Annotated in this window: 10 protein-coding genes and 1 pseudogene; 6 read left to right on the forward strand and 5 right to left on the reverse strand. The window is 40.2% G+C overall.

Features of this window, described 5'->3' with window-relative positions:
* Positions 1 to 5: 5 nt before the first annotated feature.
* The gene (lysS, locus tag OCV73_RS10640) at positions 6 to 1,739 is read right to left on the reverse strand and encodes a lysine--tRNA ligase (protein WP_147552036.1); all 1,734 of its coding nucleotides are present in this window, start codon (positions 1,737 to 1,739) and stop codon (positions 6 to 8) included.
* A 363-nt stretch (positions 1,740 to 2,102) separates the two neighbouring features.
* Here lysS and OCV73_RS10645 point away from each other — a divergent pair, with 363 nt between their 5' ends.
* A complete protein-coding gene (locus OCV73_RS10645) occupies positions 2,103 to 2,957 on the forward strand; it encodes an aldo/keto reductase (protein ID WP_317244123.1) in 855 nt (284 codons plus the stop codon).
* 91 nt (positions 2,958 to 3,048) lie between these two features.
* On the opposite strand, the pseudogene OCV73_RS10650 reads toward OCV73_RS10645, so the two are convergent.
* The 3 genes and pseudogenes from OCV73_RS10650 to OCV73_RS10660 form a co-directional block, all read right to left on the reverse strand.
* Positions 3,049 to 3,451 (reverse strand): annotated as a pseudogene (locus OCV73_RS10650) (HsmA family protein).
* 34 nt (positions 3,452 to 3,485) lie between these two features.
* Positions 3,486 to 4,442 carry a DMT family transporter gene (locus tag OCV73_RS10655; protein WP_147552040.1) on the reverse strand — a complete coding sequence of 319 codons (957 nt, stop codon included), beginning with the start codon at positions 4,440 to 4,442 and terminating at the stop codon, positions 3,486 to 3,488.
* A 9-nt stretch (positions 4,443 to 4,451) separates the two neighbouring features.
* Positions 4,452 to 5,681 carry an MFS transporter gene (locus OCV73_RS10660; protein ID WP_147552042.1) on the reverse strand — a complete coding sequence of 410 codons (1,230 nt, stop codon included), beginning with the start codon at positions 5,679 to 5,681 and terminating at the stop codon, positions 4,452 to 4,454.
* A gap of 244 nt (positions 5,682 to 5,925) precedes the next feature.
* Here OCV73_RS10660 and OCV73_RS10665 point away from each other — a divergent pair, with 244 nt between their 5' ends.
* Positions 5,926 to 7,350 (forward strand): glutamate decarboxylase, encoded by a 1,425-nt coding sequence (locus OCV73_RS10665; protein WP_147552044.1) that lies wholly within the window; start codon positions 5,926 to 5,928, stop codon positions 7,348 to 7,350.
* A gap of 63 nt (positions 7,351 to 7,413) precedes the next feature.
* Positions 7,414 to 8,379 (forward strand): glutaminase A, encoded by a 966-nt coding sequence (gene glsA, locus OCV73_RS10670; RefSeq protein ID WP_147552046.1) that lies wholly within the window; start codon positions 7,414 to 7,416, stop codon positions 8,377 to 8,379.
* A gap of 19 nt (positions 8,380 to 8,398) precedes the next feature.
* On the opposite strand, the gene OCV73_RS10675 is transcribed toward glsA, so the two are convergent.
* On the reverse strand, positions 8,399 to 9,169 hold the full coding sequence (locus OCV73_RS10675; protein WP_147552047.1) for a potassium channel family protein: 771 nt from the start codon (positions 9,167 to 9,169) through the stop codon (positions 8,399 to 8,401).
* Positions 9,170 to 9,360: 191 nt separating this feature from the next.
* On the opposite strand from OCV73_RS10675, the gene gadC reads away from it, so the two are divergent.
* From gadC to OCV73_RS10690, 3 genes are all read left to right on the forward strand, one after another.
* Positions 9,361 to 10,887, forward strand: coding sequence for a putative glutamine/gamma-aminobutyrate antiporter GadC (gadC, locus tag OCV73_RS10680; protein ID WP_147552049.1), 1,527 nt, complete (start codon positions 9,361 to 9,363; stop codon positions 10,885 to 10,887).
* Between the two features lie 543 nt (positions 10,888 to 11,430).
* Positions 11,431 to 14,208, forward strand: coding sequence for a PAS domain-containing hybrid sensor histidine kinase/response regulator (locus OCV73_RS10685; protein WP_147552051.1), 2,778 nt, complete (start codon positions 11,431 to 11,433; stop codon positions 14,206 to 14,208).
* A 137-nt stretch (positions 14,209 to 14,345) separates the two neighbouring features.
* Positions 14,346 to 16,601, forward strand: coding sequence for a sensor histidine kinase (locus tag OCV73_RS10690; protein ID WP_167551256.1), 2,256 nt, complete (start codon positions 14,346 to 14,348; stop codon positions 16,599 to 16,601).
* Position 16,602 lies beyond the last annotated feature (1 nt).

The raw sequence follows: 16,602 nt of genomic DNA on the forward strand, positions 1-16,602 counted from the left end.
TTGCTCTATGCTTCTTTTGCCCGTTCTACCCAAGATTTAACATCGTCGTTTGAAGGGTTGTTCAGTTCCAGTTTATATTTTTTATTTACTCCGCATATTTCTTGTTGCAACTTGTTGGGATTAGCTTCGGCTAATGCATCAATGGTTAAATAACCGGCTTTTTGCAAAGGTGCGATCCATTCTGCGGGAATGCCCAGTGCCGTATAGGCTGTATCTGTATCACGTTTCTGTACTTTTTCCGGTCTCATTTGTGGAAACAGAAGTACTTCCTGAATGGTCGTCTGGTTCGTCATGAGCATAGTAAGACGATCCATTCCTATACCTATTCCGGCAGTAGGAGGCATACCGTATTCCAATGCGCGTAAGAAATCCTGGTCTATGAACATGGCTTCATCATCACCCTTTTCAGATAAACGGAGTTGTTCCTGAAAACGTTCGCGCTGATCGATAGGGTCGTTCAGCTCGGAATAAGCGTTGGCAAGTTCTTTTCCGTTTACCATCAGTTCGAACCGTTCCGTGAGTTGCGGGTTGTTCCTGTGTCTTTTGGTAAGGGGAGACATTTCAATAGGATAGTCCGTGATGAATGTAGGCTGTATGTAATTGCCTTCGCATTTTTCACCGAATATTTCGTCGATGATCTTACCTTTACCCATTGTTTCATCTACCTCTACACCTATACTTTTACATACTTCTCTTAATTCAGGTTCTTCCATTCCCGATATATCCACTCCGGTATGTTCTTTTATGGCGTCTATCATAGTCACCTTTTTGAAAGGGGCTTTAAAGCTTACCTGATTTTCCCCTATCATAACTTCTGTCGTGCCGTTTACGGCAATACATATTTTCTCTAGCATTCGTTCGGTGAAGTCCATCAGCCAGTTGTAATCCTTATATGAAACGTACATTTCCATAACGGTGAATTCCGGATTATGGGTACGGTCCATACCTTCATTTCTGAAATCACGGGAAAACTCGTACACACCTTCGAAACCTCCTACGATGAGTCTTTTCAGATATAATTCGTTGGCGATACGTAGGTATAAAGGAATATCCAGGGCATTATGATGAGTGATGAACGGACGTGCAGCAGCTCCTCCGGGAATAGCTTGCAGTACGGGTGTATCTACTTCTACATAACCATGAGAATTGATGAACTCACGCATAGTATTGAATATCTTGGTACGCTTCAGAAAGATATCTTTGACACCTTCGTTCACAATCAGGTCCACATAGCGTTGGCGGTAACGAAGTTCCGGATCGGAAAAGGCATCATAGGTCACGCCGTCTTTTACTTTTACCACAGGTAATGGCCGTAAGGACTTGGAAAGTACGGTCAATTCCTGTGCATGGATAGTGATCTCTCCCATTTGTGTGCGAAATACATATCCTTTTATTCCTATGAAATCTCCTATATCCAGTAACTTTTTAAATACGGTGTTATATAGTTCTTTATTTTCATCCGGGCAAAGGTCGTCACGGGAAATGTATATCTGGATACGGCCTTCCGAATCCTTGAGTTCGATAAAAGACGCTTTACCCATGATACGGCGGCTCATGATACGGCCTGCTACCGATACCTGACGCGGTTTATCTTCATCTTTGAAACTTTCTTTTATTTCTTTGGTAAAAGCGTTTACCATATATTCGGCGGCCGGATACGGCTCGATACCCAGGCGGCGCATTTCATCCAGACTGTTACGACGGATAATTTCTTGTTCACTTAAATCCAATAGACTCATTGTATTATTGTATTTCTGTTTGTCCAAATTTTTGCAAAAGTACGATTTAATATTTATAAATCATAGGACTTCTTTATAATTCATTTAGGTAAACATGCGGAGTAAAAGCTATAGAACAGATGATATGGGGAAAGATAATGATACGATCGGTATCCGGCTATTGCGAGAGTTGCTCCTTTCATATTTTAACAGAATATTGCCGCTTGTTAAAATCAAATGTGTTGTTTTTATTCCGGCATATCAGGACAGGGATATTAAATATAAATAATGGACGCAACCTTTTTGAGCCCGGAGAGATTATAACATCATAATACCGGATATATTCCGGTATTATGATGTTGTTTTATTTAAAAATGAATTATAATGGAAATGACCTCATTAAAAGATTCCTATGCGTTAAGGAATGGCGTTAATATACCATGTATAGGTTTCGGCACGTATTTGACGCCCGATGGTGAAACAGCGGTAAGAGCTGTGAAAGAAGCTTTAAAGACCGGTTATCGTCTGATCGATACGGCTGCCGTATATAAGAATGAAAAGAGTGTGGGAACCGCGATTATCGAAAGTGATATTTTGCGGAAAGATATATTTATTACCAGCAAGCTGTGGAATAATAAACAAGGATATGATTCTACATTATATGCATTTGATAAAACCATGGAAGAGCTAACACTGGATTATTTGGATTTATACCTTATCCATTGGCCTGTAGCCAAAGGACATGATGAAGATTGGGCACAGATGATACATGATACCTGGCGCGCAATGGAGAAATTATATAAGGATAAACGTATCCGTGCAATAGGAGTCAGTAATTTTAAACCTCATCATTTAAAAGTGTTGATGGAATCAGCCGAAATCCTGCCTGCGGTCGACCAGATAGAAATACATCCCGGGCTGAATCAGGATGAGACGGTAGACTATTGTAAAGCTCATGATATTCTTGTGGAAGCCTGGGGGCCGCTGGGGCAGGGACATTTGTTTAAGACGAACGACCTGGAGAATCTTGCACGGAAATATCATAAGACAATTGCCCAGATCTGTTTAAGATGGCATTTACAGCGGGGAATAATACCATTGCCGAAGTCGGTTACCCCATCTCGTATCGAAGAGAATACAAAAATATTTGACTTCGAGTTAAGTCCCGAAGATATGCATTATATCTCACAAATAAAAGATACGCATAAAGGTCCCGACCCGGATACTTTTCGTGCCTGAAGATATGCTGGAAAGCCGGAGAATTTAAACATTCTCCGGCTTTTCAAATACATTATTTATCGATTACTGGTTCGTTCCCGTTGATACCTGCTTATTTGTGTAAAGACATACCTATGTATATACCTATGCAATAAGGGATAAGCCAGATACACCATACAAAAATGCTGAACCTGTTGAAATGAGCTTTTGCTTGAGGAGTCCCTTTGAAATAAGTCCATACCGCCCAGCCGGCATGGATGAACATTAAGATAATGGCGATCAGTCCTGTTATCGTATGTACACGGTCGTGTAAATGGGTAAGATGCGCTATATGTTCCATCAGGGCAGTTCCTATCGGAGCAAAGTCCGGCTATGAAAAAGATAAGATGCCATGCTTTCAATTTCTTTTGCAGGCGTTCTCCCCATACCCCTATTGTGTAAAATACCAGAGCCGATGAAATAACACAGATAGCCGCAATGAGAAAATGAATATCCAGTTGGTTGAAAGTTTCCATATTATATAATTGTATTTTATATAAGTAATCTGTTTTAATTTACATTCCCGGTTTCCTGAGATAAGACGTTCTTGTTTTCAGGATCTGAAGGCTTATCATCTTTATTTTCAGCTATCTCTACAAAATAAACTCCGCAACAGATAAGTAGGATAGCAGCCAGTTGTGTCCAGCTGAACCGGTCTTGTCCGAGAGCTAAAGATACGATGGTCGCAACAATAAGGATAATATAGCCATAGATTGCGACCAGTGTAGTTTTCAGATATTTTAAACCTATAGGCATGAGCAGGTAACTGATAACGGTAGGGAATATGAGAACAAATAATAAAATAGATAATGGTTTCCATGAAATTGGGTCCGAAAGAACCCGCGCATCGAAACCGGTTATCCCGGTGACGATGATACCGGTAAAAGCCGCACCACCGAAAGTATATTTCAGCATGGTGAATATTCCCACCGATTTTAATATCCGATGGCTGATGATGAGATATATGGCATAAGCGATAGAGCTTACGAGACACAAAATATTGCCAGTCAGCGCATCCGAAGCCAGATCGTCGCTTTTTTGGGTGGAAATGCATAATAATGCGCCACCTAGCCCGGTAAGTATTCCTATTAGTTTTATGGACGTTATCTTTTCTTTAAAAAACAGAACGGCTATTACAAATACCCATATAGGTTGCAATGAAGAAAAGATGGAACTCGAGACAGGCGTTGTCTTGCTTAATCCGCTCAGATAAAAAAACATAAAACCATATATGGCTATAGCTCCCAGAAGAAACAGATAAATTTTTTCTTTACGGGTAGATGTTTCTTTCGGGGCAAAAAATCCGATGATCCAGAAAACAATGGCCGCAAACGTGCACCGGATGGTTACCCCGGTAAGAGGAGCCATCCAGAAAGGCATCAGATATTTTAATGCATTCATGTTTAATCCGCTGAATGTTTTCGAGACGATCATGCTGATATTAGCTTCTGTCTTTTTATTTTTCATAGTTATATGTTATTGGTTTTTGTCGTCGAATAAAAATGAATTTTGTTTTGTATAAGCAAAAAATGCCATAATTAAGGTGATGATGAGGTTAAATATGAAAGCGAATTGCTGAGTTTGAATATGAAATAAAGATTTGAAAAAATCGATAATGAAGGGACATAATAAAATTGCCAGATAATTCATAGCCATGACGAAAGCTAAGGCGTATGTTACTTTTTGGGGAATGGCAGTGCGGGTCGTTTGATCATAGATAACAGGCTGTATCACCCCGTATCCCAAACCTGTTAATATACAGCCTGTGCCGATAAGCCATTCGGAACGGGTGAGAAGGATTAGAGCCATGCCTAAAGCGATAGATATCAGACTGTAGAATTTAGTCTTCTGTTTACATATATCGATGATCTTGTTCAGGAAAAGTCCGGGAGCCATGATAGCCAGGAAAAAACAAGAGATCATAATGCCTGAATTTCCACTGGTAAAATTGTATTCTTTCATCAGGAATGGCAGATTGAAACTGACTATAATAACCAAATAGGTTACTAATCCGTAAAAAAGCATGATTTGTATAAGGCGGTCGGTCTGGATTCCTTTTTTTCCGTTGATAGTTAATTCAGGCGATAAACTTCCCGGAACGGAGTTCTCGGACGATTGCTTTTTCATGTCGTCCGACAAATTCTTTTTAAGGTAGAAAGAAAGCACAAAGGAAATGATAGGCAGTAGATAAACCAGGAAAGGAAGATGCCAGTTAATTTCTGCCAGGTATCCGGTAAGGGAGGTAGCCAGTACAAGGGTAATATTGGTAATAGAAGAGCTTAGCCCGAATTGTTTAGTCCGGTATGGACCAACGAAATACCGGGAGATGAGCCCTGTAGAAAGAGGTACGATTAACCCCGAACCTATACCCAGTAATGCACTTATGATAATGAGCTGGCTGATCTTGGATGATAAAAGATATAAAAGACCGCTCAGTGCAAATATAAGAAGCCCTGATTGTAACAGCCATATGTTATTAATGCGTTCCGTCAGTTTTCCCGAGAGTATTATGAACGGTATTATTAACAAGGAGGGCAGCGATGTGAGCATTTGAATGTCCAGTTCGGATGCTTTAGGAAATATTACCGATAGTTTACCCAGTATCGGAGATACCGCTAATCCTGGTAATGCGTTAAGAGCCGATATGGACCATATACATATAAGTGTAATAAGGGGAATAGTTCCCTGGCCGGTTTGAATTTTCATATTGCCGTTCTGTTTGTTTTTCGATTTTATTATAAAAAACAAAATAGAATATTGAAAGTTTGAGAAGACCGGTGTAACGATCTGTTATTTTTCATCCGGATGTATTGTTTACTGGATGATAATAAAATTCAAAATGTGTAGGAATAATGAAAATCATCAAACCTTCGGCTCGTATATATGTTTTCAATTTAGTCGGATTAATGAAAATAAATCAGAGTTTTTTTATTCGTAAAATTATAGTAATATGAAAGATGAAAATTTGAGAAACGGTGATGCTAAGACACCAGTATTCGGTTCTAATGAGATGTTACAACCCGCTCCGGTAGACAAAATTCCCGATGGTCCTACAACTCCCCAGGTTGCCTATCAAATGGTTAAGGACGAGACTTTTGCACAAACACAACCCCGATTGAATCTTGCAACATTCGTTACCACTTATATGGACGAATATGCAACTAAATTGATGAACGAAGCTATTAATATCAATTACATTGACGAAACGGAATATCCCCGTATTGCCGTTATGAACGGTAAGTGTATAAATATCGTGGCTAATCTGTGGAATACACCCGAGCAGGCAAAATGGAAAAGCGGAGCTCTGGCTATAGGTTCATCCGAAGCTTGTATGCTGGGAGGAGTTGCTGCTTGGTTACGCTGGCGTAAAAGAAGAGAAGCGCAAGGAAAACCGACTGATAAACCTAATTTCGTTATTTCATCCGGTTTCCAGGTCGTATGGGAAAAATTTGCACAGTTATGGCAGATTGAGATGCGTCAGGTTCCTTTAACGTTGGAAAAAACGACATTGGATCCGGAGGAAGCACTTAAGATGTGTGATGAAAATACCATCTGTATTGTTCCTATCCAAGGGGTTACCTGGACAGGCCTGAATGATGATGTAGAAGCTCTGGACAATGCTTTGGATGCATATAACGCCAAGACAGGTTATGAAATACCTATCCATGTGGATGCCGCTACAGGCGGATTTATACTTCCGTTCCTGAATCCTGAAACAAAGTGGGATTTCCGCTTGAAATGGGTTCTCTCCATCAGTACGTCTGGACATAAGTTCGGACTCGTATATCCGGGTCTCGGATGGGTAGTATGGAAAGACAAAAAATATCTTCCGGGTGAAATGTCGTTCAGCGTAAATTATCTGGGAGCCGATATTACCCAGGTAGGATTGAACTTCTCACGTCCGGCCGCTCAGATACTCGGCCAGTATTATCAGTTTATCCGTTTGGGATTTGAAGGGTACAAAGCCGTACAATATAATTCGATGCAGATTACTCAATATATTCACGACGAAATTGCCAAGATGGAACCGTTCGTGAATTATAGCGAACAAGTCGTAAATCCGTTATTTATTTGGTACATGAAACCCGAATATGCGGCAAAAGCTAAGTGGACGCTTTATGATCTGCAGGATAAATTGTCACAGCACGGTTGGATGGTTCCGGCTTATACGTTACCGGAAAATATACAGAATTATGTAGTTATGCGTGTCGTTGTACGTCAGGGTTTCAGCCGGGATATGGCCGATATGTTGCTGAATGATATCAAAGCAGCTATAGGCGAGCTGGAAAAACTGGAATATCCTACATCTACACGTATTGCCCAGGATAAAAATGAAAAAGTAAAAACCAAGGTATTTAATCATACCGGTAAATAGGAAACAGCCAGAGCCTTATATCTTTTTATAGAGATGCAAGGCTCTGGTCCAAATATTAAATATATGGATAAAACAATAACCGTAGCTCAAATAAAGGAAGCCGTACAAGAAGCTTATGACCTTTATAAAAATAATACGGAAGGCAAGAATGCCGATTATATTCCTTATCTGGCGAACATTGACAAAAATCTTTTCGGTATCAGTGTTTGCCTTACCGACGGTAAAATAATACAACTGGGAGATTCGGAATATCAGTTCGGTATTGAATCCGTTTCCAAGGTACATACTGCTATTCTTGTACTGCGGCAGTACGGAGCAGAACAATTACTTCAAAAGATAGGTGCAGATGCGACCGGTTTGCCTTTCAATTCTATTTTTGCCATACTGCTGGAGAATGATCACCCGTCCACTCCGCTGGTGAATGCCGGTGCAATTGTAGCTGATAGTATGGTTAAGCCGTTAGGAGATTCTGACGGAAAATGGAAAGCTATCGTTGATAATATAACCGATCTGTGCGGAAGCGCACCTCATCTCATAGACGAATTATATAAATCGGAATCCGATACGAATTTCAATAACCGTTCCATTGCGTGGTTGTTGAAGAATTATAACCGTATTTATGACGATCCCACGATGTCTCTGGACCTGTATACACGTCAGTGTTCATTAGGAATTACAGCTGCGCAGTTATCTATATGTGCTGCTACGATTGCCTCTAACGGTGTGAATCCTGTTACGAAAAAACAGGTGTTCGATGCGAAACTTGCGCCGAATATCGTTTCGTTGATCGCAACGGTAGGATTCTATGAACATACGGGCGATTGGCTTTATACTTCCGGTATACCTGCTAAGACAGGTGTCGGCGGTGGCGTAATGGGTGTTCTCCCCGGACTGTTCGGTATTGCTGCTTTTGCACCGCCTATCGATGACGCAGGAAATTCTGTAAAAGCCCAGTTAGCTATTAAATACATTATGAATAAGCTGGAACTGAATGTATTCCGTTCCGAAAGAGTAACTATTACCGAATAAATATTATAGAAAAAGGAAGTCAGTCGGCTTCCTTTTTTATTTGGTTTTCGTTTGGAGAATCGGCAGGGGAAGTTTCGGCTTTATTTTCTTCGTAATATTTTTTCCTGTTTTCATTAGCCTGCTGTACGAGGCTGGTAACGTATACTGTAAAGATCGGGAACATCATCATGCCTAAAGCAGCTAATACGACCGACAGGACTTTACCCGTAACGGTCATGGCGTATATATTAGACCCCACAGTAGTAACGTCCATAAAAGCCCACCATAAAGCGTCGCTGTACTGATGTACCATAGGATTTACTTTATGTTCCAGTACGAAAAATATCATACTTGAAAAGTAAACCGTCGCAAGTAACATTGTTATATAAGAAATGAATAAGCTGCTGGCTTTACTTGACGTAAGCCAGCCTACCACGATGGCCATGGCATATCCGCCCCGGATGAGAGGTACGAATCTCAGGAAATAGTTTATTTCGGGAGAAAAAGTAATGTGGTAATAGTTGATAATGTTCACATAAGGAATGGATACAATCAAAAATATAAGATGAGTACGCAGGTAATGCCATTTATGCCGTGACAGGAAAAACTCCAGAAGGAAATCCAGAATAAAAAACATGCATACCCAAAATTGTATTTTAAGGTAAGGACCTTGCGTAAGGAACGGCAGATTGTTGAACGTATCTATGGATATAATAATAATAAGGAACAGGGACAAAAGTAAGATAAAGACATGCAATATGCCGTATATTCCTTTTTTAACATAAATAAAATCAGAAAGAGCAGTTTTCATAATTAAATATTATAAATATCAGATAGATATATATGTGATATGGAATAAGAAACAATTGTCTCTGGCAGTTTGTTTATTTATCCTTATTAACTGTGTACCGTTAAAAAAATATGGCTGGGAAACTAATATAATCTTCTCTTGTTATAACCTCAGATAAAGGTTATTATAGAATACTTTAATATATTAAATTTATGGCGAATATTGGAAAAACAGTGAAGTTAGGGGTGTTTACCCTGGCCATCATGAATGTTACGGCAGTAGTTTCATTAAGAGGTCTACCTGCCGAAGCCGAATATGGATTAAGTTCCGCGTTTTATTATCTGTTTGCAGCGATTGTTTTCCTGATACCTACGGCTTTGGTAGCAGCGGAGCTGGCGGCAATGTTTCAGGACAAGCAAGGAGGTGTCTTCCGCTGGGTTGGAGAAGCTTTCGGCAAGAAGCTCGGTTTTTTGGCTATCTGGTTACAATGGATCGAAAGTACGATCTGGTATCCTACCGTATTGACTTTCGGTGCTGTATCTATTGCATTTATAGGAATGGATCATTCGCAGGATATGTTGCTGGCTTCGAATAAATATTATACGCTGGCTGTAGTGCTGGTTATTTACTGGCTTGCTACCTTTATTTCTATGAAAGGCTTGAATTGGGTCGGTAAGGTTGCAAAAGTCGGAGGTATGGTCGGTACGATTATTCCGGCGGCATTACTGGTGATATTGGCTATCGCGTATCTCGCTATGGGGGGGCAGTCGAATATGGATTTTTCAGGTAGTTTCTTTCCCGATTTCACGAAGTTCGATAATCTGGTTCTCGCTTCCAGTATCTTTTTGTTTTATGCCGGTATGGAAATGGGAGGTATCCACGTGAAAGATATGGAAAATCCTTCCAAGAACTATCCTAAAGCCGTTTTCATAGGTTCGGCTGTGACCGTACTGATTTTTGTGTTGGGAACTTTCTCTCTCGGTATTATTATTCCACAAAAGGATATTAATCTAACACAGAGTTTGTTGGAAGGTTTTGACAACTATTTTAATTTTATACGCATGTCGTGGCTTTCTCCTGTTATAGCTGTCGCTCTGGCATTTGGAGTATTGGCTGGGGTGCTTACATGGGTCGCCGGTCCGTCAAAAGGTATTTTTGCAGTGGGAAAAGCCGGATACCTTCCTCCTTTCTTTCAAAAATCCAATAAGATCGGCGTTCAAAAGAACATTCTGTATCTGCAAGGTCTTGCTGTCACTCTTTTAAGTTTGTTATTTGTGGTGATGCCTTCGGTACAAAGTTTTTATCAGATATTGTCTCAGCTTACCGTACTGTTATATCTAATTATGTACCTGCTCATGTTCTCTGCCGCTATTTATCTGAGATATAATATGAAAAAGGCAAATCGTCCTTTCCGTATCGGAAATAAAGGGAACGGCCTTATCTGGTTCGTTGCAGGATTAGGTTTCTGCGGCTCTTTACTGGCCTTTGTGCTGAGCTTTATCCCTCCCAGCCAGATAGCTACCGGTAGCAGTACTGTATGGTATTCGGTATTATTTATTGGCTGTATCGTTGTGGTAGCTGCTCCGTTTATTATATATGCGTCGAGAAAACCCAGCTGGAAAGATCCCGATTCTCAATTCGAACCGTTCCATTGGGAAGTAAATAAAACTACGGCTCAGGCAGATGCTTCAGATACTACAGGAACGACGGTAAACAAAACTTCCGGCATAAAATCCTGATGATGACGAACGAGAATAAAGAAGGAGTGTTTCCGCGAGATAACCTCTCTTTGCAAAAGTTCCTGATTTTTAAGCCTTATTTTGAGCCAAGAACATTGAAGTAGACATAAAAAACTATGTGAAAGCAGATTTTGACATCTTTAATACTGTTGTAAAAATATACATATTTACTGAAGTTAACAGTGCTTGAAATAAAGTTTTTCTGCAATGAAAAGCAGATTTTAAATGAATAGATAAGAAAAGCGTATGTAGTCTGGACTAAAGATACACATACGCTTTTTTTTAATGTTTTCTGGAGATGGGTCGAATTAGAAGATTAATATGCTTATTTGGGAGAATATGCCGTACAGCTTTCCATATTTCAAAATAAAATATTAATATACAGTTGTTTACTTGTAGTAATTCTCACCGGAGCTAAACATGTTTAAAATAGAATAATCTGCTGTATTTTACTGTTAATAAATATTAGATTACATTTGTTTTTTATTAATAATAAGTTTACTATATATATATTTATACGGATATTTTATACTTGTTAATTTTATGAGACAATACTACATATCTAATATTCTTTCATCTTGGAAAAAATATATAATATTAATTTTTGGATTATGGTTCGGTGTGACAGTTCATGCCCAGTTGGGGGATACTTCTGGTTTTAAAGACAACTATTTGTTAATTATCAACACTTATTCCTCAAATGCACCATGTAGCAACGCTATAATTAACTCGGTGCAGAAACAATTATCGGTTGATAATACGACCGCTGTCTATGTTGAACATCTTAATACGCTGCTAATAGATAGTCAGGAAGAATTCAACAAGGTCAAACAAAATATCTTTGCTAAATATGCCTCCGGAGCGCCGAAGATTGTATTGCTGATTGGCAATCCGGTATTGATCCTTTTAAAAGATATCCGTGCCCGTTGGGGTGATGTACCTGTTATAGCAACTGCCGAGATGGACTTTGTATCACCGGATATGACAAGATTACAGACAACGGCGTTACCCGAAGAAAAGCGTATTCTCATATCGGAACTGGCCGACAAATACAACCTCACATTTCTTCAAAGCAGGTTGTTTCCGCGTGATAATATTGAACTGCTGAAACACATGATTCCGGCTCTTAAGAAAGTGCTGCTGCTCGGCGACGGTTGTTACGTAAACCAACAGCTTCATTATGATATGAAGCGTATGATGGCAAAGCAATATCCCGATCTGGAATATGAATTCATTTCGGCAGCCGATATTACTACAGAAGAATTGCTGGCAAGGCTAAATACCATTGATACTGAAACCACAGGCGTTCTTTTTTCTTCCTGGTCCTGTGTCTCTAATGTCGGAGGGGCGACCATCCTGGAAACCTACTCGTTTCGGGTGATTGCCAATATCCCTATACCGATTTTCGCTTTTAAGCAAGCTGTAATGGAGAACAGCGGCATGGTCGGAGGCTGTATTTACGATGAACCGGAACTGTTGGCCCGGTTGCAACAAATTTTTACACAAATTCGTTCTGGTGTGCAGCCGCGGGATATTCCGTTTTTCATTCCCGAAAAACCAGTTCCTACATTCAATTACCCATCCTTGCTACAGCGCAATTTCTCGGTAGAGGATTGTCCTGCCGGCAGCGTATTCCTGGGGCGTCCGCAGAGTTTCTGGCAGCAGCATAAATATCTGCTGTTGTTTTGTGGAATAGCAGTAGTAATATTATTGGCCGCTTTCTTCATACGTAATTACATTCGTTCTCTTAAAGCACTCAATAAAGCCCAGCAGGAGCAAGTTGAGACCAGTCATAAGTTGGAGTTGGTTCTCAGCGTATCCGATACCATTCCCTGGCACATGAATTTACCTGAAGAAATAATTTATTGGGATGCTGTTCCTCCGTTGAACTTGTACAACACAACGGCAATTCCAGAGATGTGTACAACTGCAATATCCTTAAAGGAATGTTTGAAAAGAATCCATAAAGAGGATTTAGAGAGAATACAACAGAGATTCCATGATGTTCTAAAGAATAATATCCCCAAATTTCATGAGGAATATAGAATATTAGGTTCTGATGCTTCCAGTCCTCAGATTGACTGGGTGGAAGTACAAGCGATTGTGGAAGGTCGTTCTGAAAACGGTGAACCGCTGACGATAGTCGGTTCCCTGCACATTATTACTAAGCGGAAGCAGATGGAACAGGAATTAATTGAGACCAAAGAACAGGCCGAAGAATCGAACCGTCTCAAATCTGTATTTCTGGCAAATATGAGTCATGAAATACGCACGCCGCTCAATGCCATTGTCGGTTTTTCGAGGTTACTCGCAACGGTGGATAATGAAAGTGAAAAAGAAGAATATATTCAAATCATAGAGAATAATAACGACCTGTTACTTCAGTTAATTAGCGATATACTGGACCTTTCGAAGATTGAAACCGGAACAATGGAATTCGTTGAGGCACCGGTGGACGTTAACGAAATGCTGGAGGAAATTACTCATGCAATGACATTGAGGGCCGAACCTAAAGGAGTAGAAGTACGATTCAAAGACTGCTTACCCGAGTGTTGTATTCTCTCCGATCGTAACCGCCTGCATCAGGTGATGACTAATCTGATGACCAATGCACTCAAATTTACCGATAGTGGCACGATTACAATCGGCTATACATTGCAACCCGGTAATATGCTCAGGTTCTACGTTTCCGATACCGGATGTGGTATTCCTAAAGATAAACAGAAAGATATTTTCACCCGATTTATCAAACTTAACCGTTTTGTACAGGGTACGGGACTGGGGTTACCTATCTGCCAGACTATTGTAGAGCGGATGGGAGGAGAGATTAGCGTAGAGTCGGAAGTGGGCAACGGAGCAACTTTTTGGTTTACTGTTCCGAACCGGCAAGAGGAGAAAAAGATCAGAAAGTCAATTCTTGAGCATGAACGCGTTCATATACACAAAAAAGATATCACAATTCTCATTGCAGAAGACAATCCCAGTAATTTCAAGTTTATGAACGCCATTCTAAAAAAGGAATATAATATCCTGCATGCTTGGGACGGACAAGAGGCTGTCGAACTTTATAAAGAACATAAGCCTAATCTTATTTTAATGGATATCAATATGCCCATTCTGGATGGATATGGTGCTAAGGGCAGCATTCGCAACTTTTCACCTGACGTCCCCATAATTGCCGTAACAGCATATGCTTTTGCTTCGGATGAACAAGAAATCTTAAAGTCCGGATTCGATGGATATATAGCCAAACCGATTAATCCTGATCTGCTGTACAAAAAAATTGAAGAGATGCTCGCTGTGAGGCTTCAGATATCCTAACGGATAGTTTCCTTTTTATGAAATTTGGTGGAATTATTTCATCTAAACACGAATGTCCTTTACTAAGCTGAAACGGACGAATAACTTAAAATATGTATTTTACTAAAAGAAATATAAATATAAAGAACATACTGCGAATGAAAATATTAATTCGCACATTTGTTTTATTGTCCTGTTTTCTGGGGTCAACACTATATACTTGTGCAGCCCGTCGCTATAAAATAGCCATTATACATTCTTATGAGAAAAATTATTATGATGCCGACCGATACCGTCATATTCTGGAAAAAGAACTGAAAACCAATGGAGTGTCATTCGAAATGAAGGAACTGTTCATGAATAGCGACGAACTGCTTTACCATGATGAAATGGCACGTGCCTCCTTTTTTATCGATGAATTGGACAAATGGGGAGTTGACGCTATTGGCATATTCAACAATCAGGCAACCTATTCCCTGTTGAAGTGCGGGAATCCCAGACTTCGCCATATACCAGTCGTATTCAGCGGCGTATATCATCCTGATATAGAATTGATTCGTGAATATCCTAACGTCACCGGTTACGTCGATATACCCGATTATACCAGTACCATACGTATGATAGAACATATTATGGGAAAATCGCGCATCGTAGTAATGAGCGGCAGCGGTATGATTGACAGCCAGATGTGGGCTAATATGGAGGAACAATGTCATAATGCGAAGATAGAAACTTTTGAAGGAGACATATTGCAACATATTTTTGCCCATCGTGTCATCAAAGATGCTTACAAAGAAAAGAAAGAGTCATTCTATAATGAAAAAATAGATACAACGATTGTAATGCGCCTAATGAGCGAGACGATGCCTCTCCGTACAATTCAGCAGGTGGCACGCGGTTCCGAAACCTTTCTGATGTTAACTTCGCGTACCTATAATTCTCAGAATGCGCCGGACTTCTTCTCAAACCCTTCTTTTGCTGTTATTAATGAAGGATTTGGAACTAATAATAAAATGCTGGGCGGTTATTTCACTACCCTTGAAACCCAGTTGAAAGATATGGCAAAGGGTATCAGTCTGCGCCTACAAGGTAAAATGCCCGAGCAACAGATAACTCAAAGCCGGAAGCAATACGTACTGAACTGGAACGTAATGCGACGTTACAATATTTCTGACCGGAATTTACTTCCCGAATACCAGGTGATGTACGTTCCTTTCTCGGTACGTTACTGGTATTACATACTCACAGGTATCATTCTGGGAGGAGTGTTCATAGTTTTGGTTATTGTTTTTTTGACGTATGGTCTCATACGTGAGCGTAAACGGAAGAAAGAAGCTTTGCGCAACCTGCTTTATGAACATAAGACACTCAAATTATCCATAGAAGGAGGTACGACATTTGCCTGGCGAAAGGTGAAAGGCAATCTTAGTTTTGATTCTCATTTTTATGAACTGATAGCCTATCCGCATACATTTATCACTCTGGAGCAGATTCTCACCTTCATCCATCCCGATGATCAAGAACGTTTTCGCGCCGGTTTCCTGCAAGACCATAAGGACTCTAACTATAAAGAAGAATATCGTTGTAAATTCAGCGGAGAATACGAATGGTGGGAATTCCGTTATAGCTATATCAACAATGGCGATAACTCTTTTGTAGTGACTGGTTTGTTGCAAAACATACAGGAGATAAAAGATCGCGAAGCTGAATTGATACAAGCCCGTCTCCTGGCCGAACGTGCTGAGTTGAAACAATCCTTCCTCAACAACATGAGTCATGAAATACGCACGCCGCTGAATGCCATTGTCGGTTTTTCGAACATATTAATCAAGGATCCTAATCTGACAGATGAAGAGAAGCAGGAATTTGTAGATATCATTAACCTTAATAATGACCTCCTGCTTAATCTGATAAACGATATTTTGGAAATGTCGCGAATTGATTCGGGGGCCGTCTCTTTTGTCCTAACTGACACGGATGTACGTACAGTAGTCTCCGTTTGCTATCAGACTTTCAGTGTGCAAGTAAAACCTTCGTTGAAATTTCTCCGGGACTTTCCGGAAGAAGATGTTACTATTTGTGTAGATACGATGCGCCTGCAGCAAGTCATCACGAACTTTCTGACCAATGCCAACAAATTTACTTCAACAGGCTATATAAAGCTCGGCTACCGTTACTTCCCCGACAAGAATGTGGTACATATCTTCGTGGAAGATTCCGGGATAGGCATGCCTCCAGATGAGCTGAAAATGATTTTCTCCCGTTTCTATAAGCATAACGAGTTTGCCCAAGGTACCGGTCTGGGGCTCTCCATCTGTCGAGGCATTATAGACCGGATGAACGGGGAAATAGAAGTCGAGTCAGAAGAAGGCAAAGGAAGCTGTTTCACGATCGTGCTTCCGGTTGTATCATAAT

It is taken from the genome of Barnesiella propionica (genome assembly GCF_025567045.1).
Lineage (GTDB): Bacteria > Bacteroidota > Bacteroidia > Bacteroidales > Barnesiellaceae > Barnesiella_B > Barnesiella_B propionica.